Source organism: Streptomyces sp. NPDC002324, from assembly GCF_053593335.1.
Map to the genome: position 1 here is coordinate 349,180 of NZ_JBSFCF010000001.1, position 23,207 is coordinate 372,386.

Annotated in this window: 18 protein-coding genes and 1 pseudogene; 10 read left to right on the forward strand and 9 right to left on the reverse strand. The window is 69.3% G+C overall.

Annotation, left to right across the window (positions count from 1 at the left end; all coding sequences use genetic code 11):
- Nucleotides 1-7: 7 nt before the first annotated feature.
- From ACWCRJ_RS01500 to ACWCRJ_RS01520, 5 genes are all read left to right on the forward strand, one after another.
- Complete coding sequence (locus ACWCRJ_RS01500; RefSeq protein WP_450937340.1) at nt 8-520, forward strand: Jag family protein; 513 nt, start codon at nt 8-10, stop codon at nt 518-520.
- Between the two features lie 115 nt (nt 521-635).
- The gene (gene rsmG / locus ACWCRJ_RS01505; RefSeq protein ID WP_450937341.1) at nt 636-1,352 is read left to right on the forward strand and encodes a 16S rRNA (guanine(527)-N(7))-methyltransferase RsmG; all 717 of its coding nucleotides are present in this window, start codon (nt 636-638) and stop codon (nt 1,350-1,352) included.
- Nucleotides 1,353-1,641: 289 nt separating this feature from the next.
- On the forward strand, nt 1,642-2,715 hold the full coding sequence (locus ACWCRJ_RS01510; protein ID WP_450937588.1) for a ParA family protein: 1,074 nt from the start codon (nt 1,642-1,644) through the stop codon (nt 2,713-2,715).
- A complete protein-coding gene (locus tag ACWCRJ_RS01515) occupies nt 2,712-3,809 on the forward strand; it encodes a ParB/RepB/Spo0J family partition protein (RefSeq protein ID WP_450937342.1) in 1,098 nt (365 codons plus the stop codon). The genes ACWCRJ_RS01510 and ACWCRJ_RS01515 overlap by 4 nt, the downstream gene beginning before the upstream one ends.
- Nucleotides 3,810-4,133: 324 nt before the next feature.
- A complete protein-coding gene (locus ACWCRJ_RS01520) occupies nt 4,134-4,751 on the forward strand; it encodes a GNAT family N-acetyltransferase (protein ID WP_450937343.1) in 618 nt (205 codons plus the stop codon).
- 52 nt (nt 4,752-4,803) lie between these two features.
- On the opposite strand, the gene trxA is transcribed toward ACWCRJ_RS01520, so the two are convergent.
- The 7 genes from trxA to ACWCRJ_RS01555 all read right to left on the reverse strand — a co-directional run bounded on the left by trxA (nt 4,804) and on the right by ACWCRJ_RS01555 (nt 14,510).
- Nucleotides 4,804-5,136, reverse strand: coding sequence for a thioredoxin (trxA, locus tag ACWCRJ_RS01525; protein ID WP_005482961.1), 333 nt, complete (start codon nt 5,134-5,136; stop codon nt 4,804-4,806).
- A gap of 41 nt (nt 5,137-5,177) precedes the next feature.
- On the reverse strand, nt 5,178-6,149 hold the full coding sequence (gene trxB, locus ACWCRJ_RS01530) for a thioredoxin-disulfide reductase (protein ID WP_005482960.1): 972 nt from the start codon (nt 6,147-6,149) through the stop codon (nt 5,178-5,180).
- Nucleotides 6,150-6,324: 175 nt separating this feature from the next.
- The gene (locus ACWCRJ_RS01535; RefSeq protein ID WP_450937344.1) at nt 6,325-7,233 is read right to left on the reverse strand and encodes an anti-sigma factor family protein; all 909 of its coding nucleotides are present in this window, start codon (nt 7,231-7,233) and stop codon (nt 6,325-6,327) included.
- Complete coding sequence (sigM, locus tag ACWCRJ_RS01540) at nt 7,230-7,940, reverse strand: RNA polymerase sigma factor SigM (protein WP_450937345.1); 711 nt, start codon at nt 7,938-7,940, stop codon at nt 7,230-7,232. Before sigM ends, ACWCRJ_RS01535 begins: the two co-directional genes overlap by 4 nt.
- Before the next feature lie 24 nt (nt 7,941-7,964).
- Nucleotides 7,965-9,692 carry a protein kinase family protein gene (locus ACWCRJ_RS01545; RefSeq protein ID WP_450937346.1) on the reverse strand — a complete coding sequence of 576 codons (1,728 nt, stop codon included), beginning with the start codon at nt 9,690-9,692 and terminating at the stop codon, nt 7,965-7,967.
- 118 nt (nt 9,693-9,810) lie between these two features.
- The gene (gene murJ / locus ACWCRJ_RS01550) at nt 9,811-12,057 is read right to left on the reverse strand and encodes a murein biosynthesis integral membrane protein MurJ (protein ID WP_450937347.1); all 2,247 of its coding nucleotides are present in this window, start codon (nt 12,055-12,057) and stop codon (nt 9,811-9,813) included.
- A 47-nt stretch (nt 12,058-12,104) separates the two neighbouring features.
- Entirely contained in the window at nt 12,105-14,510 is a 2,406-nt protein-coding gene (locus ACWCRJ_RS01555) for a DUF6049 family protein (protein ID WP_450937348.1), read from the reverse strand.
- A gap of 234 nt (nt 14,511-14,744) precedes the next feature.
- Here ACWCRJ_RS01555 and ACWCRJ_RS01560 point away from each other — a divergent pair, with 234 nt between their 5' ends.
- Nucleotides 14,745-16,193: a CCA tRNA nucleotidyltransferase gene (locus tag ACWCRJ_RS01560; protein WP_450937349.1), complete on the forward strand. Its 1,449-nt coding sequence runs from the start codon at nt 14,745-14,747 to the stop codon at nt 16,191-16,193.
- A 40-nt stretch (nt 16,194-16,233) separates the two neighbouring features.
- Here ACWCRJ_RS01560 and ACWCRJ_RS01565 read toward each other — a convergent pair.
- A pseudogene (locus ACWCRJ_RS01565) lies at nt 16,234-17,208 on the reverse strand (histidinol-phosphate transaminase); the annotation flags it as partial.
- Nucleotides 17,205-18,527 carry a histidinol dehydrogenase gene (hisD, locus tag ACWCRJ_RS01570; protein ID WP_450937350.1) on the reverse strand — a complete coding sequence of 441 codons (1,323 nt, stop codon included), beginning with the start codon at nt 18,525-18,527 and terminating at the stop codon, nt 17,205-17,207. The gene hisD and the pseudogene ACWCRJ_RS01565, both read right to left, overlap by 4 nt.
- A 193-nt stretch (nt 18,528-18,720) precedes the next feature.
- Here hisD and ACWCRJ_RS01575 point away from each other — a divergent pair, with 193 nt between their 5' ends.
- From ACWCRJ_RS01575 to ybaK, 4 genes are all read left to right on the forward strand, one after another.
- On the forward strand, nt 18,721-20,304 hold the full coding sequence (locus ACWCRJ_RS01575; RefSeq protein WP_450937351.1) for an oxidoreductase: 1,584 nt from the start codon (nt 18,721-18,723) through the stop codon (nt 20,302-20,304).
- A gap of 278 nt (nt 20,305-20,582) precedes the next feature.
- Complete coding sequence (locus tag ACWCRJ_RS01580) at nt 20,583-21,626, forward strand: hypothetical protein (protein ID WP_450937352.1); 1,044 nt, start codon at nt 20,583-20,585, stop codon at nt 21,624-21,626.
- Between the two features lie 70 nt (nt 21,627-21,696).
- Nucleotides 21,697-22,437 (forward strand): LON peptidase substrate-binding domain-containing protein, encoded by a 741-nt coding sequence (locus ACWCRJ_RS01585; protein WP_450937353.1) that lies wholly within the window; start codon nt 21,697-21,699, stop codon nt 22,435-22,437.
- A 17-nt stretch (nt 22,438-22,454) separates the two neighbouring features.
- Complete coding sequence (gene ybaK, locus ACWCRJ_RS01590; protein WP_450937354.1) at nt 22,455-22,955, forward strand: Cys-tRNA(Pro) deacylase; 501 nt, start codon at nt 22,455-22,457, stop codon at nt 22,953-22,955.
- The last annotated feature ends 252 nt before the right edge of the window (nt 22,956-23,207 follow it).

The following is a 23,207-nucleotide window of genomic DNA, read 5'->3' on the forward strand; positions in this document are numbered from 1 at the left end:
TCCTCCCGTGACGGAAGGCACCACCTCCACCGCCTCCGAGGGTGGCGACACCCTGACCCGCCTGGAGCAGGAGGGTGAGATCGCGGCGGACTACCTCGAAGGTCTGCTGGACATCGCAGACCTCGACGGCGACATCGACATGGACGTCGAGGCCGACCGTGCCTCTGTCTCGATCATCAGCGACTCCGGCGGCCGCGACCTGAACAAGCTCGTCGGCCGGGAGGGCGAGGTGCTCGAGGCGCTCCAGGAGCTCACGCGCCTGGCCGTGCACCGCGAGACCGGTGACCGCAGCCGTCTGATGCTGGACATCGCGGGCTATCGCGCCCAGAAGCGCGCCGAGCTCTCCGAGCTGGGCGCCAAGGCGGCGGCGGAGGCCAAGAGCACCGGTGAGCCCATCAAGCTGAAGCCGATGACCCCGTTCGAGCGCAAGGTCGTCCACGACGCGGTCAAGTCGGCGGGCCTGCGCAGCGAGTCCGAGGGCGAGGAGCCGCAGCGCTTCGTCGTCGTGCTGCCCGCCTGATTCGGTACGTACGTTTCTCCGGCCCCGTCTGCCCGCAGGCGGGGCCGAACTTTGTCAGCCTGTTGTTCTGATGTCAGCGCCCAGTGCGCTCTTGCGGTACGGAAGGACGGTCCCCGTGACGGAGTCAGCGGAGCTCCCCCCTGCGCCCGAGCAGGCACGCGACGTATTCGGTGATCGCTACGCGGACGCGGTCCGGTACGCCGAGCTCCTGGCCGAGGCGGGAGTGCAGCGAGGGCTCATCGGCCCGCGCGAGGTGCCCCGCCTGTGGGAGAGGCATCTCCTGAACTGTGCGGTGCTCTCCGAGGTTGTGCCCGAGGGGGTCACGGTGTGCGATGTCGGATCCGGTGCCGGCCTGCCCGGCATTCCGCTGGCCCTCGTCCGGGAGGACCTGAAGATCACGCTGCTGGAGCCACTGCTGCGGCGCACGAATTTCCTGACCGAGGTCGTCGAGCTCCTGGGCCTCGACCATGTGACTGTCGTCCGCGGCCGAGCCGAAGAGGTCCTTGGAACCCTGCAGCCGGTCCATGTGGTGACGGCCCGGGCCGTGGCCCCATTGGACCGATTGGCCGCCTGGGGCATTCCGCTGCTGCGTCCGTACGGAGAGATGCTCGCCCTCAAGGGCGACACCGCGGAGGAGGAGCTCAAGAGCGCTGCCTCGGCCCTGAGCAAGCTCGGCGCGGCGCAGACCTCGGTCCTCCACGTCGGCGAGGGCGTGGTCGATCCTCTGTCCACGGTGGTCCGTGTGGAGGTCGGGGAGAGCCCGGGGGGCGTGCGCTTCGCCGCGAAGAGGGCCAAGGCGGCCCGGACAGGGCGTGCCCGCCGACGTCGCTAGCTACGGGTGGCGGGACGTTCGCTGATCCGTCCTGACGACGCTCGTACTCCACACAAGCTGCCAAACCTACGCGTCTCGGAGTGTCGCGCGAGCGTGGCCTGTGCCGCTGGGCATCGTGTTTCACGTGAAACGTCGCTCACTGCTGCACGGCATCATCAGTCGGGGCCGCGCTGCGGCCGAACCGCGCGACCGGAAGCCTCTCGGGTCACTCGGAGGGGTAACGGAGTTTTCCACAGAGGTGGAATTCTCCACAGAAGACCAGGCCTCACTGGTTCACGACCCCGAAGGCATGGGAGGCTCTGTTCATTGCGAGCCTGAAGTCGAGGAGAGTGAATCCTTGCGGTCCGACGCCAACATCGCGGGACCGATGACCGATCCGGTCCCCGGTCCCCGTACCGAGTCGATGGGGGACGATGTTTCACGTGAAACACCGCCCCCGATGGACGACACTCCCATCGGTCGTGCCGCCCAGCTGGCGGTAGAGGCTCTGGGCCGGGCCGGCGAAGGCCTGCCTCGGCCCGAGCAGACCAGAGTCATGGTCGTCGCCAACCAGAAGGGTGGCGTCGGCAAGACCACGACGACCGTCAACCTTGCCGCTTCACTGGCTCTGCACGGCGCCCGCGTTCTGGTGATCGACCTCGACCCCCAGGGGAACGCGTCCACCGCGCTGGGGATCGACCATCACGCCGAGGTGCCCTCCATCTACGACGTGCTGATCGACAGCAAGCCGCTGGCAGAAGTCGTCCAGCCCGTACCCGACGTAGAGGGCCTCTTCTGCGCTCCCGCCACGATCGATCTCGCTGGTGCGGAGATCGAGCTGGTCTCCCTCGTGGCACGGGAAAGTCGATTGCAGCGTGCGATTCAGGCGTACGAGCAGCCGCTGGACTACATCCTCATCGACTGCCCTCCCTCGCTCGGCCTGCTGACGGTGAACGCGATGGTCGCCGGCCAGGAGGTCCTCATCCCGATCCAGTGCGAGTACTACGCGCTGGAGGGCCTTGGTCAGCTGCTCCGCAATGTCGACCTGGTACGGGGGCACCTCAACCCCATCCTTCATGTGTCGACCATCCTGCTCACCATGTACGACGGCCGGACACGTCTGGCCTCCCAGGTCGCCGACGAGGTGCGCACCCACTTCGGTGAGGAGGTGCTGCGGACGAGCATTCCCCGCTCGGTCCGTATCTCCGAGGCGCCGAGCTATGGGCAGACGGTGCTGACCTACGATCCAGGATCGAGTGGTGCCCTGTCCTATCTTGAGGCGGCACGAGAAATCGCACTGAGGGGCGTGGGCGTGGGGTACGACCCGACGCACGCCCATATCGGTGCTCAGAACAATCCGAGTGTGGTGGAGGGCATCCAGTGAGTGATCGACGGAGGGGGTTGGGCCGGGGCCTCGCCGCACTGATCCCAGCGGCCGCGACAGGAGAGAGGGAAGCTCCGGCGGCAGGAGCGTCCCCGTCCACGCCATCGGCGGTGCCATCCGTCTTCAGCCCGGAGCGTGGGGTGGGAGCCTCGAAGGTGGCAACACTCCCGCCTGTTTCACGTGAAACAGAGGAACTGGCGCCGAACGGCACGGCGGAACTGCCTGCCGCACCCGTCGGCGCCTACTTCGCCGAGTTGCCTCTCGACTCCATCACTCCGAACCCGCGTCAGCCGCGCGAGGTCTTCGACGAGGATCTTCTCCAGGAACTCGTCACCTCCATCAAGGAGGTCGGCCTTCTCCAGCCCATTGTCGTCCGGCAGGTGGGCCCGGCTCGTTACGAGCTGATCATGGGCGAGCGGCGCTGGCGAGCCTGCCATGAGGCCGATCTGGAAGCGATCCCGGCGATCGTGCGGGCGACGGATGACGAGAAGCTGCTTCTGGACGCGCTTCTGGAGAACCTTCACCGTGCCCAGCTGAACCCGCTGGAAGAGGCGTTCGCCTACGACCAGTTGCTCAAGGACTTCAACTGCACGCACGACCAGCTGGCGGACCGTATCGGTCGGTCCCGCCCCCAGGTCTCCAACACGCTGCGTCTGCTGAAACTCTCGTCGGCGGTCCAGCGTCGGGTGGCCGCCGGTGTTCTCTCCGCGGGGCACGCTCGGGCGCTGCTCTCCGTCGAGGACTCGGAGGAGCAGGACAAGCTGGCTCACCGGATCGTGGCCGAGGGACTCTCGGTCCGAGCGGTGGAAGAGATCGTCACCCTGATGGGGTCGCATCCGAAGGCCACGACGCGGTCCAAGGGCCCTCGTGCCGGCTCCGTGCCCTCTCCGGCGCTGGGCGAACTCGCCACCCGGCTTTCTGATCGGTTCGAGACCCGGGTGAAGATCGATCTGGGCCAGAAGAAGGGCAAGATCACTGTTGAGTTCGCGTCCACGGAAGACCTTGAGCGCATTCTGAGCACGCTGGCCCCGGGCGAGAAGCTCGCACTCCAGAAGAGCCTGCTGGACGACGACTCGGAGGAGACGGAGGCCTGAGCCTTCTGAGGAATGGGCTGACTTCGGCCCGTCGACTGCCTGAGCGGGCTGTGTCCGATGTATACCGGACACAGCCCGCTCTTTGCTTTGAGGCGGTATCAAGGCAATCGCATCGTGGATACGATGCGATTCGGTAGGGCGCATCGACCTGGCGGGTCTTCTTGGGAGAGGCGGGGCCATGCGAACCGTGAGCCGTTCCGGACTGGTGACGGCAGGCCTGGGACTGGGGGCCGTCGGCGGATTCATCGGCAGTCTCCTCAGGGAGCGGAGCGCTCTGACAGCCGCCCGCGAGGCTGCGGGCGAAGGAAGCGAGGAACAGCCTTCATGGGGCGTCGGCTTGTACCGCTCACGTTGGACAACCTTCAGGACATTCCCAAGCGCTGTCGTTCGTGTGTCTTCTGGGAGCTCGACCCAGTCAGTGGCGAGGCCGCGGTAAGAGCGGGTACGCCCGCCCTGGAGAAAGAGGCGTGGATCTCCGCCGTCCTGCTGGACTGGGGGTCCTGCGGCCGGGTCGTCTACGTGGACGAGGTTCCGGTGGGGTACGTGCTGTACGCGCCTCCCGCTTATGTGCCCCGAGCCCTGGCGTTCCCCACAAGTCCGGTGTCACCCGACGCGGTTCAGTTGATGACCGCCTTCATCACGCAGGGCTATCAGGGCCAAGGGCTGGGCCGTGTGATGGTGCAGACGGTGGCCAAGGACCTTCTGCGGCGGGGCTTCAAAGCCGTAGAGGCCTTCGGGGACGCCCGTTGGAAGGAGCCGGCGTGTGTCCTCCCCGCCGATCATCTGACGGCCGTGGGCTTCAAGACGGTACGACCCCACCCCACGTACCCGAGGCTGCGGTTGGAGCTGCGGACGACGCTCTCCTGGAAGGAGGACGTCGAGCTGGCACTGGACCGTCTTCTGGGGGCCGTACAGAAAGAGCCCGCGCTGCGACCGCTCTAAAGCGAAGAGGCCAACCCGCTCGGGTTGGCCTCTTCATGTTTCACGTGAAACATCACTCGGCGATGAAGTCCTCAAGGTCACGCACGATCGCGGCCTTCGGCTTGGCACCGACGATGGTCTTGGCGACCTCGCCGGCCTGATAGACGTTCAGCGTCGGGATCGACATGACGCCGTACTTGGCAGCCGTGGCCGGGTTCTCGTCGATGTTGAGCTTGACGATTTCGATCTTGTCGCCGTACTCCTGGGCGATCGCTTCGAGAGACGGCGCGATCTGGCGGCACGGGCCGCACCAGGCGGCCCAGAAGTCCACCAGGACGGGCTTGTCGTTCTTGAGGACGTCCTGCTCGAAGGAGTCGTCGGTCACGTTCTTCAGAGTGCCGGCCACTGAGGGCTCCTAACTGGTTGGTGCGGTGGGGCGGACGGGGGTCAGACTGTGGTCTTCTCGGGCTCGGCGGCCTGGTCCCCGTCGGCCAGGGCGGCGAGGTACCGCTCGGCGTCGAGGGCGGCGGAGCAGCCGGTGCCGGCCGCGGTGATTGCCTGCCGGTACGTGTGGTCGACGACGTCACCGGCGCCGAAGACACCGGTCAGGTTCGTCCGGGTCGACGGAGCGGCCACCTTCAGGTAACCCTCGTCGTCCAGGTCGAGCTGACCCTTGAAGAGTTCCGTGCGCGGGTCGTGGCCGATCGCGATGAACAGGCCCGTGGCCGGCAGCTCGGAGGTCTCGCCCGTCTTGAGGTTGCGCAGCTTCAGCCCTGCGAGCTTCTGGTCGCCCTGGATCTCGGCGACCTCGCTGTCCCACACGAAGGAGATCTTCGGGTCGGCGAACGCGCGATCCTGCATCGCCTTGGAGGCGCGCAGCGTGTCCCGACGGTGGACGATGGTCACGGACTTGGCGAAGCGCGAGAGGAAGGTCGCCTCCTCCATAGCCGTGTCCCCGCCGCCGATCACAGCGATGTCCTGGTCCTTGAAGAAGAACCCGTCACAGGTGGCACACCAGGAGACACCGCGGCCGGAGAGAGCGTCCTCGTTGGGCAGCCCGAGCTTGCGGTGCTGGGAGCCTGTGGTGACGATGACGGCCTTGGCGCGGTGCACTGTGCCGGCCGTGTCCGTGACGGTCTTGATCTCGCCGCTCAGGTCCACGGCGACGATGTCGTCCGGAATGAGCTCGGCACCGAATCGCTCGGCCTGGCCACGCATGTTGTCCATGAGGTCGGGCCCCATGATGCCGTCCCGGAAGCCGGGGAAGTTCTCCACCTCGGTGGTGTTCATCAGCGCGCCGCCTGCGGTGACGGCGCCCTCGAACACCAGCGGCTTCAGCGACGCGCGCGCGGTGTAGAGCGCCGCCGTGTAGCCGGCGGGCCCGGAGCCGATGATGATCACGTTACGGACGTCGCTCACGGCTTGATTCCTCGTCTCTGGAGACTGCTGCGTACTGCCGGCGGGAGCTGCTCTCGAAACTCTCACCCCACCCAACGGATCCTAAGGGGCGCGCATTCCCGGTGTGTCCGGGCACACGGAGACGGCCCACAGCCGCAGAGGGATGCCAGGCATACCACGGCGCGAGAGACAGTCCTCAGGAGCGAGCGTAGGACTGCTTCAGGAGAACGTCCCCGGCGGGATCCGAAGCCTTGTCCAAGCAGGAGGCGTCGACGACATAAGCGGTGACGTGCGAGTCGTCGGAGCGGTCGGGCAGCAGCACGAGGTAGGCGTCGGCTCCCCGGTAGGTACCGGGCTCGGAAGCGATCGCACCCGTGACATCGCCGATGCCCTTCGCGATACAGACCGGCACCTCGGCCTTGAAGACCGTGTTCCTGCTCTTGTCCGGCGTGGTCGCGGTGCCGAAGGCTTCCTGGCCGGGCGAATTCTCGGTCTTGGTCTCGCCCAAGAGCTCTTGGACACGCTTCTCCAGCTTGACGCCGGAGAAGTTCGAGGGAGCCGCGCTCGCAGCATTGCGCGTAGGACCGTCACTCTCACCGCCCGACTGGACGAGGACCGTGCCGAAGCCCAGAGCCGCGATCGCGATGACAGCACCGATGACCGTCGTACGACGCTTGGGGCGCCGCTTGCTCATACGGCCTGGGCCGGTGGACGCGCGTGGACGACCGGCAGGGCGATCCACCGTCGGCGCTGTTTCACGTGAAACATGCGTGGTGGCCTCCTCCCCCCGTGCCGTGTGGGAGATCTTGGCAGCGGCGGGCTCCGCGCTGGTCTCCCGCTCAGGTGCCGAGGCGTTCAGAAGAGCCTCGGCTGCCAGGGCCGCATCGATCCGTCCTGCCACGTCGTCCGGCACGTGGGGTGGTCCCGGCAGGGTGCCGAGCAGACCGCGGATCTCTTCCAGAGAGGCATACACATCGGCGCAGAGAGGGCACTCGTCCAGATGCTGCCGGACATGCGTGGTGCGGGACGGAGGGAGAAGACCTTCGCTGAGGTCGGAGATCTCCTCCACGTCGGGGTGTCCGGCCGTGTCGGTCGTGGATGTCACGCTCGCCCACCTCCGCCCTTCACAGCAGCTGAATCGCTTGGCCCTGCCTCATGTGGTCCCGCTGCGGGTGGGACGGATGTCCCCTGCGCCCGGTTCCTTCCACGCCCCGACTTTTTGCCGCTGCCCTCACCATCCGTACGCAGATGGGTCAGCAGCGGCAGGAGTCTGGCTCTGCCACGGGCACAACGGCTCTTCACCGTGCCGGTCGGTACGTCGAGAATTCGCGCGGCCTCCGCCACCGGGTAGCCCTGCATGTCGACCAGGACGAGCGCCGCCCGCTGATCCTGCGGCAGGGTGCCGAGGGCCTCCAGCAGCTGGCGGTGGAGATCGTTGCGCTCGGCCGGGGCGGAAGCCGACTCGTGCGGCTCCAGCAGCTGCTCCAGCCGCTCGGTGTCGTCGACGGGCGACGTCTTGCGCGAGGCCGCCTTGCGGGCACGGTCCAGGCAGGCATTCACCGTGATGCGGTGCAGCCAGGTCGTGACGGCCGCCTGGCCACGGAAGGTGTGGGCGGCCCGATAGGCGGACACGAGCGCGTCCTGGACGGCGTCGGCGGCCTCCTCGCGGTCTCCGAGCGTCCGCAGGGCCACTGCCCACAGCCGGTCACGGTGCCGCCGTACAAGCTCACCGAAGGCGTCGGGGTCGCCCCCCACGTGCCGGGCCAGGAGATCCTGATCGCTTACCTCGCTGTGATCAGCGCTGGGCGCCATCGGACCCCCTCTCTCGGTGAGCTCTCAGCCCGTGAACTTCACGTCGGTGATCGCCTGCTTGTAGCCGGCGCCACTGAACTGGTCACGGTTCGCGTAGGGCACATCCGTGAGCCACACGAGAACGTACCGGGTCTTCACCGGCTTCTTGGCGGAGATCTTCAGGTCCGTGTCACTCGTCCTGTTCGTGGCGATCTTCGTCATGGAGCTGAGGGGAGCGGACGACGACAGGGAGTCGGCCCCGTACAGCGTGGCCGTGGTGTGGTCGCCCGTGTAGTACAGCCCTATTGAGGCTGCCGACACCTCCTTGACCGAGCCCAAGTCGTAGACGATGCCGACGCCCTGCTTGAACGGCGCCAATGTGGGGCCGTCGTTGTAGGAGTACGTCCGCCAGTACGTCGAGGAGCTGCTGTCGTACGTCAGCCTCGCGTCGTTGGCGTGCTGCGGCTTGCCGTCCGGGTAGTACTCCGCGGCGTCCTTGATGCCGAGTGCCGTAACGGGCTTGGCCTTGTCGGTGCCCTTGTCGTTGCCGTCGGCCGACTGGCTGGTGTCCGGCTCGCTGGACTGGCCCCTGCTGTTCATGAGCGCGTCGGCGAGCTGCCAGCTGCCGAGACCGAGCGCGGCGATCAGCAGCGCAGAGACAGCCCATTTGAGGGCCTTGCCGGTTCGGCTCTGCAGCGGCGGCGGCGGGGTCTGGATCGGCTGGGTGAGACCCGGATGGGGTGCCTGACGGCCGTACGTCCCCTGCTGGTACGTGGTGTGCTGGTAGTCGGGCGGCGCGGTGAACGCGGGCTCCGGCGGGCGGATGCGCGGCATCTCCCCGACAGCCTTCACCAGCTCCTCCGGCGTCGTGCACGGAGTCTCATGGCGGGAAGCGGTGGCGCCGTCGTTGACGAGCGCGCGCATGGAAAGCTCCGACAGTCCCCTGTGGACGCCCGCACGGACCTGGTCGGGCGCGATGAGCCCGACGCCCTTGGGGAGCCCGGAGAGACCGTGTGCGTCGTTCTCGTACGGCCAGCGCTGGGTGAGGGCGGCGTACAGCAGTGCGCCGATCGCCTCCGTGTCCGTCCGCTGGGGGGTGTCCGAACCGATTCCGCGCAACGCCGCGTTCACCGCGAGACCGCGGATGCGCCACTGCCCGGAGGCGGAACGCAGCACGGCGCTCGGGTTCAGCCGTAGATGCGCGAGGCCCTCACGGTGCGCGGCGGCCATGGCGTGGGAGACCTGCGTGACCATCTGGTACGCGTCGTGCGGTTCCAGGGGGCCGGAGGCCAACAGCGCCGTCAGTTCCGTGGCGTCGGGCAGCCATTCGTGCACCACGTACACGAGGTCGTTCTCCTCGACCGCGTCGAGTACCTGGACGAAGCGGGGGTCCCCCAGCAACGCCGAGGACCGGGCCGCCGCCAGCACGGAACGAGCGCGCGTGTGGTCGGCGGGCAGGACATGCACCCCGACCGCGCGACGCAGTTTCTCGTCCACAGCACGCCAACTGCTGAAACCGTCCAGACGGGTGACGCACTCTTCGAGGCGATAGCGCCTGGCGAGTTTGTGGCCGCTGTGCAGTTCGGGCGGTGTCGTCTTCGAAGGGCTCTCGGTATCGCCGTTTCCCTGTGCCTCTTCGCTCGCCGAGCTCTCCGTGTCCCGCTCCCGGTTCTGGGCCTCCCCGTCGGCCGTGGACTGGTCCGCTTGTGCGGTCAGCGGCTTGTCGCCGCTGTTGTCTGCCACGTCGACGGCAGCCGTGCTCCGTTCCGCCACCGTCGTTCCTGCCTCCCCATCCGTTGAGCGCTCTGACACGCCAAAGCCAATTGTGCCCACAGTCCGCCGCTATGAGCGACACGCGGCGGCGGACGATGGTTGTGCGCGTACCCCCGCGTCAGCGCCCCAGCCGTCCGCGGACCATGCCGACCATCGAGTTGAGCTCTTCGATGCGCATGCGTCGCGCGGCTACGTAGAAGACACCGAGCAGCACGATTCCTCCCCCTACGAGTGCGAGCATCGAGCCACCGACACCCTGCCCCAGTGCCCGGCTGATGCCGTAGCAGGCGGCGCCACTGAGCAGCGCCGCGGGCAGCGAAGCGATGGACAGCCGCGCGTACGTCCGCATGACCCTGGATCCGTCCAGGTCGCCGTTCAGCCGCTTCTTGAGCCGGCGCCAGGCGATGCCGACACCGATCATGTACGCCAGACCGTACGAGGCCGCCATGCCGACCACGGCCCAGCGGGCCGGGATCACGAAGAAGCAGACCGCGGAGGCGCTCGCGTTGACGGCGGCCACGATGACCGTGTTGTAGAACGGGGTCCGGGTGTCCTCATAGGCGTAGAAGGCGCGGAGCACGACGTACTGCACCGAGTACGGGATCAGACCGAGCCCGAAGGCCATCAGCATGAAGCCCATGTTGGTGGCCGCGCCGGTGCCGGAGGAACCGAAGATCAGCGTGCACATCGGGATGCCGAGGGCGACGAAGCCGAAGGCGATCGGCACGATGGCGACCGCCGTGGTGCGCAGGCCCTGTGAGATGTCGTCACGCACGGCGCCCGTGTCGTCCTCGGCGGCGGAGCGGGAGATGCGCGGCAGGAGGGCGGCCATGAGGGAGACAGTGATGATGGCCTGGGGCAGGCCCCAGATGAGCTGGGCGTTGGCGTAGGAGGCGAACCCGGTTCCCTTGGAAGGGGAGTCGATCCCTGCGGCCGTGGCCAGCTGGGTGACCACGAGCGCGCCGGCCTGGTTGGCCAGGACGAACAGGATCGTCCACTTGGCGAGCATCGCGGCCTTGCCGAGGCCGTGACCCTTCCAGTCGAAGCGAAGCCGCAGACGGAATCCGGTCTCCCGCAGGTACGGGATCATCGCGAGAGCCTGGACCACGAGGCCGAGCAGAATGCCGATGCCGAGCAGCCGCACACCCTCAGGCGGGATGTTGTTCACGTTCATGTGGGAATCGGCGGCGCTGCCGTAGACCCAGAGGAAGGCGCCCAGGGTGACGATGATGACCACGTTGTTGAGGACCGGGGTCCACATCATGGCGCCGAACCGGCCGCGGGCGTTGAGAATCTGCCCCATCACCACATGGACACCCATGAAGAAGATGGAGGGCAGGAAGTAACGGGTGAAGGTGACCGCGGTGTCGTTGGCCGCGGCGTTGTCGGCGACTCCCACCGACAACGCCCGTACCAGGAGCGGAGCGGCGAACATCGCGAGCGCTGTGAGAAGGCCGAGGACCACCATGACGAGCGTCAGCAGGCGGTTGGCATAGGCCTCGCCGCCATCGTCGTCGTCCTTCATGGCACGCACGAGCTGCGGCACGAAGACGGAGTTCAGGCCGCCACCGACAGTCAGGATGTAGATCATCGTCGGCAGCTGGTAAGCCACCTGAAAGGCGTCGCCGAGCAGGGCGAGGCCCAGCGCCGACACGATCATCGCCGAGCGGATGAAGCCGGTGAGGCGGGACACCATCGTGCCCGCCGCCATCACGGCGCTCGACTTGAGCAGGCCCGAAGCCCGCCCGCCCTTCTTCGACGCAGGTGCAGGGGTGGGCGCGGCCGCGGGCGGGGGCGTCGGAGCGGGTGCGGCCTCCTGGTGCGCCGGGCGGCCGGGGCCGGACGACGGTGCAGGGGTCGGTCCGGGAACGGAGGGCTGGCCCATGGGGGCGGGGCCGCTCTGCTGCTGGTCGCGGAAGAGATGGGCGAACGCGTCCGGCTCGTGGCGTTCCTCGCCGGCCTGGGTCACCAGGTCGTCCACGCCGACGAACTGGGTCGTGCGCGCATCGTCGCCGTACGGCAGATGCCGGGTCGGCCCCTCGGGCTCGGGGGCCGGCGTCTGGGCCCACACACGCGGGTCGGGCGCGTACTGCGGCGACGACGGCTGCGCGTAGAGGGGCTGCTGCGGCTGGTAGGTGCCAGGAGCGGGCGGGGGGTGCGCGGCACGGTCGTAGAGCGCCTCGGCCACCGGGTCCTGGGCGGCGAGATCGCGTGCGCGGTAGGGGTCCTGGTCGTAGGCGTCCTGGAGGTACATGTCCGCGGGAGGCTGCGGCGGCACCTGGCCCGGCCCGGGCAGCTGGCCGTCGTCGGGATACCCCGAGTCGGCCGCGCCCTGGCCGCGGTCACCGTCGTACGGCGCGTTCATGCCTACCCCACCTCATCGTCCCCGGGCCAACCAGCCACGACAATCGCTCAACGGTCCACTCTCTCACCCGTGCCGGACGGGTCGGCGCTTTCCGAAGCGGTGTCCGGTGCCGGGTCACTCGGGTGCTCCGGCTCCTCCGGCCCCGTCTTCGCCGGGGTCTCCTCCTCGACAGTGTGTACGACTGAGGCCGCTTCGGTGTTCGCGGTCCCGTCCGTCGGGACACTTTCCGAGGAGTCGTCGTCCGCCGACTCTCCCTCCGCCTCCAGCCGGGCGGCCGCGCGCTTGCGCTGTGTGTACATCCGGAATCCGGCGAGCACGAGGAGCAGGACGCCACCCGCGATGACCAGCATGACCGTGGGCGTGATCTCGGTGACGTTCACCGTGAACTCGACCTCGTCACCATACTTCTCGCCGTCCGCGGTGTAGAGCTGGGCGACGACGTCGACCTTGCCGTTGGCGGCGGCGTTGGTGGTGAACTTTACCGACTCGCTGTGTCCACCCGAGATGTCGACGGACTGCTCAGCGAAGGCCTTGTCGCCGATCAACAGGCGCTTGGGGGCCTTCGACTCGAGGCGCAGCGTCAGATCGACGCCCTGCACGAGGTTGTTCTGCACGGTCACGGGGATCGTCGCGCTGCGGCCCGAGAGCTTCGTCTCGGACTTCTTGATCAGCCGGACCTGGCCGGTGAGCGAGTTGAGGTACGACTGCACATTGTTGCGGTAGATCGCTCCCTCCATGGAGCGGCCCCGCCAGGACGTCGACATCTCCCGGTCCATGGTCCTGCCGAACGGCGTGACCACGCGGGACTGGTCGGAGAGGATCACCTTGAAGCGGTCGAGGTCGGCCTGAGTGGCGTGGATCTCCTCGAACGCCGACTTGGGCAGCGCGTGCTTCCGCAGCGACTTGGGGTAGGCAGAGGCGGACGGAATCGTCGTGCTGGCGCGCGGGTCGGGCTTCGCGGCGGCGGCCTCGGACAGTTCCTGGGGCTGCGACCAGTTGCCCCCTTGGAGTGCCGTCAGGGCCTGCGCCATCGTCTGTGCCTGGCTCGCCGACGGCATGCGCTGCGGGGCGATCACGACGCTGCGCTGCTTGTTGTTCTGGAGGTCGGTCACCAGGCTCTGGGCGAGGAACCTCTGTACGGCCAGCGTCGAACTCTCGGCCTTCGTCATGTCGCCCTGGAAGGCTGTCGACAACCGGGCGTCCGCCACCACCGCCGTGGTGCCGCCCCCGATCGGCCGGGCCGCGTTGGGCGTGTAGGACAGGCTGCTGCTCTCCTGCAGGCTGTCACTGCGGGCGATCACCTTGTCGGCGCCCGCGGAGATGGCGACCTTGACGATCGAGGGGTCGACGGCGCCGTTGACGGGCCAGGCGAAGTCCGTCTCCGGTACCACCCGGAGGATGTTCTCGACGGTGTCCGAGGCCACATCGGTGGCGCCCTTCAGTCGGCTCAGGGAGCCCGTGATCGTCTTGCCGTTGTGGGCCAGCGCAGCGATGTCGGGGTCGGCGAAGGGGAGAGCGATGACCTCCTCGCCCTGGACCGCCGTCTCCAGCTCCGCCAGCCACGCCTTGGCGACGGCTTGGTTCCTGCCGGCGACGGTGGTGTCCCCGCTTCGGACCCGGTAGCTCTCCGTCATCGCGACGACCGACGCCAGGAGATCCGGATCGATCACCCAGGTGATGTCCAGGTCCTTGCCCAGCGTCAGCATCTGCTCCAGGCGTCCGCCCGCGGAGATCTCCTTGGCGAGGTCGTCGTTTCGGAAGACGGGCGTCTGCTGCTCACCGGGACCGGTCTCGGCCGTCAGATGGGTGGTGGAGATCAGCGGCCAGAGATAGGTCGTCTTCGTCCTGGTGCCCGCTTCGTCGGGCTGCCACGGCAGGAACGTGCGCTGGATACCGAGGACCTGGTCGTACTGAGCGGAAGCGGTCCTGCCCGAAAGCGAGACACCCAGCTGGTAGACACCGTCCTTATCGAGGTCCAGTTCCTTGACGGGTACCGAGATGGTGAAGGGCTGAGCCACACCGGAGGCGAGCTCGGAGAACTTCTCCACGTACTTCCCGCCGACCTCCGTCCCGTCCGTGAACTGGTCGAAGCCACTGAGCCTGGCCGCATCATCGATGGCCGAGCGGCCGGTCACGGCCGCCGGTGCCACCCGCAGGCCCACGTGGGCGTCCGTGACCGTCTGCTTGCCCTTGTTCGTGACCGTGCCGGAGACGGTGACGGTGTCGCCGTCGGCGGGAACGCTGGGACTGAGCGAGTCCAGGGAGACCTCGACGGTTTTCGACCCCGTGGCCTCGGCCGGGGAAGTGCGCGGCGTCGCCTGTGCGGACGAGGCCGCGGGCACCTGGAACAGACCGGCCAGCAGGGGGGCCCCGGCGAGCAGCGCCCCGGTGCGTAGCAGCCACCGGCGGGCAGGTGAGGGACTCGTCCCCTGGAAGTCTGCCGCCTCGGCCACGCGCTCGCCCGTCCCTCGTCATCGTCAGTGGTCGTCGAAATGTGCGTCCACGCATGGTAACGATGTGCGCTGAGGGGAAGTGCCGCGGTCCGCTCCACAAGATCGGTGGCGAGGTCGGCCTGTCCCTGTATGTGCACGTATCGCTGAGGTCTGTGAGGGGTACGCCTGAGCGAAGCCCTGTGCACGTTCAATGGAGGCGACTGGGGCCACCGGTGCCACGTACCCTTTTCTGTTGTGCCGAACGCCAACGAAGACAACAGTGCCCTGAGCCAGGTGCAGCGCCGCGCGGTGAGTGAACTGCTGCGGGTGTCCCCTGTCGCCGACGACCTCGCCCGCCGTTTCCGGGAAGCGGGATTCTCGCTCGCCCTGGTCGGTGGCTCGGTCAGGGACGCGTTGCTCGGCCGCCTCGGGAACGACCTGGACTTCACGACGGACGCCCGCCCCGATGACGTACTGAAGATCGTGCGTCCTTGGGCGGACGCCCTCTGGGAGGTCGGGATCGCCTTCGGCACGGTGGGGGCGCAGAAGGACGGCTACCAGATCGAGGTCACCACCTACCGCTCCGAGGCGTACGACCGCACCTCGCGGAAGCCCGAGGTGTCGTACGGCGACTCGATCGAGGATGACCTCGTTCGCCGGGACTTCACCGTGAACGCGATGGCGGTGGCCCTCCCCGAGAAGGAGTTCATCGACCCTCACGGCGGGCTCGTAGACCTCTCGGCGCGTGTGCTGCGTACCCCCGGCACCCCTGAGGATTCCTTCTCCGACGACCCGCTGCGCATGATGCGGGCCGCGCGTTTCGCCGCTCAGCTGGACTTCGAGGTGGCCCCCGAGGTCGTTTCGGCGATGACCGACATGGCCGGCCGTCTCGATATCGTCTCGGCGGAGCGGGTTCGGGACGAGCTGAACAAGCTGCTCCTGTCCGCTCATCCCCGCGAGGGCCTGAGCCTGCTGGTCGAGACCGGCCTCGCCGAGCATGTCCTGCCCGAGCTGCCGGCGCTGCGACTGGAGCGGGACGAGCATCACCGGCACAAGGACGTCTACGACCACACGCTGATCGTCCTGGAGCAGGCGATCGCGCTGGAGGACGCCGGACCGGACCTCACCCTGAGGCTTGCTGCTCTGCTGCACGACATCGGCAAGCCCCGCACTCGTCGGTTCGAGAACGACGGCAGGGTCTCCTTCCACCACCACGAGGTGGTGGGCGCCAAGATGACCAAGAAGCGCATGGCTGCCCTCAAGTACTCGAACGAACTCGTCAGGGATGTCTCGCGCCTGGTCGAACTGCATCTGCGCTTCCACGGCTACGGCATGGGTGAATGGACGGACTCCGCCGTCCGCCGCTACGTGCGCGACGCCGGTCCGCTTCTGGACCGGCTCCACAAGCTGACCCGCTCTGACTGCACCACACGGAACAAGCGGAAGGCGAACGCCCTGTCCCGCGCGTACGACGGTCTGGAGGACCGCATCGCTCAGCTCCAGGAGCAGGAGGAGCTGGACGCCATCCGCCCGGACCTGGACGGTAACCAGATCATGGAGATCCTGGGCGTCGGACCCGGACCGGCGATCGGGCAGGCGTACAAGTTCCTGCTGGAGCTGCGTCTGGAGAACGGGCCGATGCCGCACGACGAGGCCGTGACTGCGCTCAAGGAGTGGTGGGCCCAGTCGCCGCGGGTTTCCTGACGACAGACAGTCCGCCACCTGTGGCGGACAGCGACGCGGTGCGATGTTTCACGTGCGCGTCCTCGAACCTGCCGAACTGCACGAAGTTCGCGTCGGACTCGGTCACCTCGTAGCCGAGGGCGCGCAGTTCGGTGACGAGCCGGTCCCGCTCCGTCTTCAGCTGTTCGACGTAGCCGAGGAGGGTGTCGGTGTGCTCCAGGGCGGCCAGCGCGGTCGCCTGGGTGACGGCGGAGAGGTGGTACGGCAGCCGGACGAGCTGGACGGCGTCGACGACCGCCGGGTGCGCGGCGAGGTAGCCGAGGCGCAGACCGGCCGCGCCGAAGGCCTTGGACATCGTCCGCGAGACGACCAGGTGGGGCCGTCCGTCGAGCAGGGACAGCAGCGAGTCGCCGTGGCTGAACTCGATGTAGGCCTCGTCGACCACCACCATCGACGGCTTGGCCGCCTGCGCGGCGTCGTGGAGGGCGAGGACGGTCTCGCGCGAGACCGCGTTGCCCGTGGGGTTGTTGGGGGTGGTGATGAAGACGACGTCCGGCCGGTGCTCGGCGATCGCCTTCTCGGCGGCGGCGAGGTCGATCGTGAAGTCGTCGCGGCGGGGACCGGAGATCCAGCCGGTGCCCGTGCCGCGGGCGATCAGGCCGTGCATCGAGTACGAGGGCTCGAAGCCGATGGCGGTACGGCCGGGTCCGCCGAAGGTCTGCAGAAGCTGCTGGATGACCTCGTTGGAGCCGTTGGCCGCCCAGACGTTCGCCTGGTCGACCGCGTACCCGGACGTCTTCGTCAGGTACTCGGCGAGCCGCGTCCGCAGCTCCACCGCGTCCCGGTCCGGGTAGCGGTTGAGCCGGCGGGCCGCCTCCCGCACCCGCTCGGCGATCCGCTCGACCAGCGCCTCGGGCAGCGGGTAGGGGTTCTCGTTGGTGTTCAGCCGTACGGGGACGTCGAGCTGGGGCGCGCCGTAGGGGCTCTTGCCGCGCAGTTCGTCCCGTACGGGAAGATCGTCGATTCCGAAGCTCACTTGCCGGGTACCTTCCAGCCGAACCTTGCCTTGATCGCCGCGCCGTGCGCGGGCAGGTCCTCCGCCTCCGCCAGCGTCACCACATGGTGCGCGACCTCGGCCAGCGCGTCCTTGGTGTAGTCGACGATGTGGATGCCGCGCAGGAAGGACTGGACGGACAGACCGGAGGAGTGGCAGGCGCAGCCCCCGGTCGGGAGCACGTGGTTGGAGCCGGCCGCGTAGTCGCCCAGGGAGACCGGCGCCCAGGGGCCGATGAAGATCGCGCCGGCGTTGACCACCCGCTCGGCGACCGCCGCGGCGTCGGCCGTCTGGATCTCCAGGTGTTCGGCGCCGTAGGCGTTGACGACCCGCAGGCCCTCGTCGACGCCGTCGACCAGCACGATCGCGGACTGCCGGCCGGCCAGCGAGGGACGGATCCGGTCCTCGACGTGCTTGGTGGCCTCGACCTGCGGCTGGAGTTCCTTCTCGACGGCGTCGGCGAGGGAGACCGAGTCGGTGACGAGCACGGCGGCCGCGAGCGGGTCGTGCTCGGCCTGGCTGATCAGGTCGGCGGCGACGTGCACCGGGTCGGCGGTGTCGTCCGCGAGGACCGCGATCTCGGTCGGGCCGGCCTCGGAGTCGATGCCGATGACACCGGTGAAGTACCGCTTGGCGGCGGCCACCCAGATGTTGCCCGGCCCGGTGACCATCGGGGCGGGCGGGCAGGACTCGGTGCCGTACGCGAACATCGCGACGGCGGTGGCGCCGCCGGCCGCGTACACCTCGTCGACGCCGAGCAGCGCGCAGGCCGCGAGGATCGTGGGGTGCGGGAGCCCGTCGAACTCGGCCTGCGCCGGGGAGGCGAGGGCGATCGAGGGGACACCTGCCTCCTGCGCCGGGACCACGTTCATGATCACGGAGGAGGGGTACACCGAGCGGCCGCCGGGGGCGTAGAGGCCGACGCGCTCGACCGGCACCCACTTCTCGGTCACGGTGCCGCCGGGGACGACCTGGGTGGTGTGGGTGGTGCGGCGCTGCTCGCGGTGGACGATGCGGGCGCGGCGGATCGACTCCTCCAGGGCCGCGCGGACGGCCGGGTCGAGCTGCTCCAGCGCCTGCGCGAGGGCCTCGGCCGGGACCCGGACGGACGTCAGACGGACGCCGTCGAATTTCTCCGCGAAGTCGATCAGCGCCGCGTCGCCCCGATGATGCACGGCCTCGCAGATCGGACGCACCTTCTCCAGGGCGGCCGAGACGTCGAAGTCGGCTCGGGGCAGCAGGTCGCGCAGGGCGGGTCCCTCCGGGAGGGCGTCGCCGCGCAGGTCGATTCGGGAGATCACGTTCCCAATTCTCTCAGACCCGCGTCGGCCGTCATCCGCGCGTTCCAGTGGGTGATACGGGGCGGTCGGGGAACCTGGAAGATCACCTTCACGTCTTGCGTTCAGGACGTCACTCAGCGGGCATCACCAGCGTAAACAGTTGCGCGATACACGTGAGTGCACGCGAGGGGCGCGGGACGGGGAAGGGAACAGCGTGAGCGAGGGGCCCGGCATCCGGGACGACGGAGATCTGCCGGACGACCTGACCGCCGCCGAAGCGGGCATGTGGCAGGCCTTCCGCAACGGCAGCGTGTACGACCTGCGCGACGGGGACATCGCCGTGGACGACCCGCACGGCGGCCACCCCTGGGGGCCCGAGCGGACCGTGCGGGCGCGGATCGTGGCCTGGCTGCTGCTGGACGGGCCGCCCGCGCTGGCCGGGCGGGTGTCGGCGCTGAAGCTGGTCGGCGTCCAGATCAAGGGCGTCCTGGAACTGGCGGGCGGCCAGGTGGTGCCGTACGTGGAGATGAAGGGCTGCCGGTTCGAGAAGGAGATCCTGGTGCCGGAGGCGCGGTTCACGACCGTGCGGCTGGTGGACTGCTCGGTGCCCCGGCTGGAGGCGGCCCGGCTGCACACGGAGGGCGATCTGCATCTGCCGCGCTGCCGGTTCCACAACGGGGTGCGGCTCGCGGACGCCCACATCGGCACCGACCTGCTGCTCAACCAGGCGGTCGTCTACCGCGACCGGCACGGCCGCTCGCTCTCCGCCGACGGGCTGACCGTCGCCCAGGACGTCCAGGCCGAGATGCTGGAGTCGCACGGCGAGCTGAGCCTGCGCGGCGCGACCGTCGGCGCCTCGCTCAGCCTGCGCGGCAGCCGTCTCGCCAACCCCTACGGCCGCCTCGCGCTGAACGCGCCCCAGCTGACCGTCGAGCGCACCCTGTATCTGACCCCGGCCGGCATCGGCAATCCGCTGCACACCAGCGGCAGCACGCCCGCGCGCGGCACCCGCGTGCAGCGGTTCGAGTGCACGGGCGGGATCCGGCTGGACGACGGGCGGTTCGGTGACTCGGTCGACCTGGAGCGGGCCCGCTTCACCTTCACGGATGAACAGGAGCTGTCGCTGCGCCGCGTCCAGGTGCCCGAGCTGCGGTTCCTCGGGGACCGGCCGGAGCGCGGCAAGGTCGTCCTGTCCGGGGCGCGCGTCGGCGTCCTGATCGACAGTTCGGGGAGCTGGCCCGGCCCCGGCAATCTGCACATGGGCGGCTTCCAGTACGAGTCGCTGGTGCCGCGGGACCGGTTCCCGCTGGCCGGACGGCTGGAGTGGGTGGCTGCGGCGACCGCCGAGTACAGCCCGGAGCCGTACGAGCGCCTGGCGAGCGTGCTGCGGGCCGGCGGGGACGACGAGGGCGCCCGCGAGGTGCTCCTCGCCAAGCAGCGCCACCGGCGGGAGAACCTGCCGCTGGCGGCCAAGCTCTGGGGTTACGCACAGGACTGGACCGTCGCCTACGGGTACCGGCCGGGCCGGGCGGCGGTGTGGATGGCGGTGCTGTGGGCGCTGACCTCGCTGGCCTTCTCGCACGCGGACCATCCGCCGATGAAGAGCGGCGAGCACCCGAACTGGAGCCCGTCCCTGTTGGCCCTGGACCTGCTGCTGCCGATCGTCGACCTCGGCCAGGCCGGCTACTGGCAGCTGGACTCCGGCTGGCAGTGGCTGGCCGCGGTGGTGATCATCCTGGGCTGGATCCTCGCGACGACGGTGGCGGCGGGCGCCACCCGGCTCCTGAGCAGGAACTGACCGGTCTCACCGGTCTCACCCGTTCTCGCCGATCGTGTGCGGTTCTCACCGGTTCTCACCGGTTCTGGACTGTTCTGGCCGGTTGAATCCGGTTGTCTCCGGTAATCTCCGGAGGCCCCTCGATGCCCCGGACCTTAATCTGGGCAGCACACAACCGGACTCGCCCTCCCGTCGTCTTGCCAGCGGAACCACCGGTCGCGATCTTCCCGATCGCGAGACCACGACGGCGAGGACCCCGGCCCGCGGAAGCGGCGCCGGTTCAAGCGCAAGGGGGTGTCATGGGGCCGCTGCGCGCGCTCGTGCGTACCGTCCGGATGGCACGTCACACCTCCCGGCTCGCCGCCGGTCTGGTCGCCGACGACGAGGTACTGCTCGACGCCCCCGACGAACGGCTGGGACCCGCGCTGGTGGCGGCGGGCCGCGGTGAGTACGCGCCGGCGGCGAAGCTGCTGGCGACCACCCGGGAAGCCGCCGAGTGGGAGAACCGCGACCGGTACGCGTTACGTCTCGCCACCTTCGCCCGGGCACGCGACGCGTGGCTGCGGGCCTGGCACGCGGCCGCCCCGCACGACCCGGACGTCCTGCTGATCAGGGCCGAGCTGGCGGTGGCCCGCGGCTTCGACTCCCCCGCCCGGGTCGAGCTGCTGCGCGAAGTGGGCCCGTTGGTCGCCGCGGCCGCGGAGGGCGAGCCGCGCGACCCGGTGCCCTGGCGGATCGCACTCGACCACGCCCGCGGCACGGGCCTCGGCCACACCGGGTTCGAGCGGCTGTGGGCGGAGGCGGTCCGTCGCTCCCCGCACCACTACGGATGTCATGTATCGGCCCTGAGGTACCTCTCGGCCGCCTGCTGCGCTCGGTGGGGGGACACGCCCCACACCCCCCGGTGCTCGCACCTCGAGAGCTTCGACTTCGCCGAACGGGCCGCCGAGGACGCGCTGCCCGGCTCCCTCGTCCGGGCCCTGCCGGTCCGGGCGGCGCTGGCCTACCTCACCGAGGGCGGCGGGTCCGTGGTCCCCCGCGCGCGGCTGGACGAGGCGGCGGACGGCGCGATCGCGCTCTCCGCCGAGTACGCGCCGGGCGATCCCTGGCCCGCGGAGGTCCGCAACCTGCTGACGTACGTCCTGGTCCGCCTGGAACGCTGGCCGGACGCGCTGGCCCAGCTGCGCCTGATCGGCCCGTACGCCACGTCCTTCCCGTGGGACCGGGTGTCCGACGATCCGCTGGGCCAGTTCCTGCAGCTGCGGGACGGCGTACGGCTCGAAGTGGCGTGCTCGATCCCGCTGCGCGCACGGCCCGAGCGGCCGGGTCGGGCCGCAGGATAGCGTCCGCCGGAGGTCACCAAACGAGTACGGACGAACGCGCGCGCCCCGACGACCATTAGGCTCTGGCCTCGTGACCACCGTCCGGCTGCCGCTCTTCCCCCTGAACTCGGTGTTGTACCCGGGGCTCGTGCTACCTCTGAACATCTTCGAGGAGCGCTATCGCGCCATGATGCGCGAGTTGCTGAAGACCCCCGAGGACCAACCCCGCCGCTTCGCCGTCGTCGCCATCCGCGACGGCCACGAGGTCGCGCCGAGCGCCCCCGGCATGCCGGATCCGACGGCCCAGCCCGACCGGGGCCCGACCGCGGGCTTCGGCGACGAGCCGACCAAGGCGTTCCACTCCGTGGGCTGCGTCGCGGACGCGGCGACCATCCGGGAGCGCGACAACGGCACCTACGAGGTCCTCGCGACCGGGACCACCCGGGTGCGGATCCTCTCGGTGGACGCCTCGGGCCCGTTCCTCGTGGCGGACCTGGAGGAGCTGCCGGAGGACGCGGGCGACGAGGCCGGCGCGCTCGCCGAGGGCGTCCTGCGGGCGTTCCGCCAGTACCAGAAGCGGCTCGCGGGCGCCCGGGAGCGCTCGTTGTCCACGGGGGCGGACCTGCCGGACGAGCCGGCCGTCGTCTCGTACCTGGTCGCCGCCGCGATGATGCTCGACACGCCCGCCAAGCAGCGGCTGCTGCAGGCTCCCGACACGGCGTCCCGGCTGCGCGACGAGCTGAAACTCCTGCGCGCCGAGTCCGCCATCATCCGTAGTCTGCCGTCGTTGCCCGCGTCTGAGCTGACGCGGAGCCCGACGAGCCTCAACTGACGTACACGAGAAGGCCGATGGCGAAGAAGTCGAAGAAGCAGCAGGCGGGCGGCACGCCCGCGACGGTGGCCCTGAGCGCGGCGGGCGTGGAGTTCACCGTGCACGCCTACGAGCACGATCCGGCGCATCCGTCCTACGGCGAGGAGGCGGCCGAGGCGATGGGTGTGTCCCCCGAGCGGGTGTTCAAGACCTTGGTGGCGGACGTCGACGGCGCGCTCGTGGTCGCGGTCGTGCCGGTGGCGGGTTCGCTGGACCTGAAGTCGCTGGCGACGGCGGTCGGCGGCAAGCGGGCGGCGATGGCGGATCCGGCTCTGGCGGAGCGCACGACGGGGTATGTCCGGGGCGGCATCTCCCCGCTCGGCCAGCGCAAGAAGCTCCGTACGGTGCTGGACGCGTCCGCGGAGGGGCACGGCACGATCTGTGTCTCCGCGGGGCGGCGGGGGCTGGAGGTCGAGCTGGCCCCTCAGGACCTGCTGAAGCTGACGGAAGCGGTCGCGGCACCGATCGGCCGGGGGTGACGCTCCGGGGGACGGCTGGGGTGCGTGGTCGGGTGCGGGTCCGGCGGGGCTTCTCGCGCAGTTCCCCGCGCCCCTAAAAGCCCAGGCCCCGCGGGCCTGAAAGCCGCCAGTCCTGCGGGCCTGAAAGCCGCCAGTCCTGCGGGCCTGAAAGCCGGCAGTCCTGCGGGCCTGAAAGCCGGCAGTCCTGCGGGCCTGAAAGCCGGCAGTCCTGCGGGCCTGAAAGCCGGCAGTCCTGCGGGCCTGAAAGCCGGC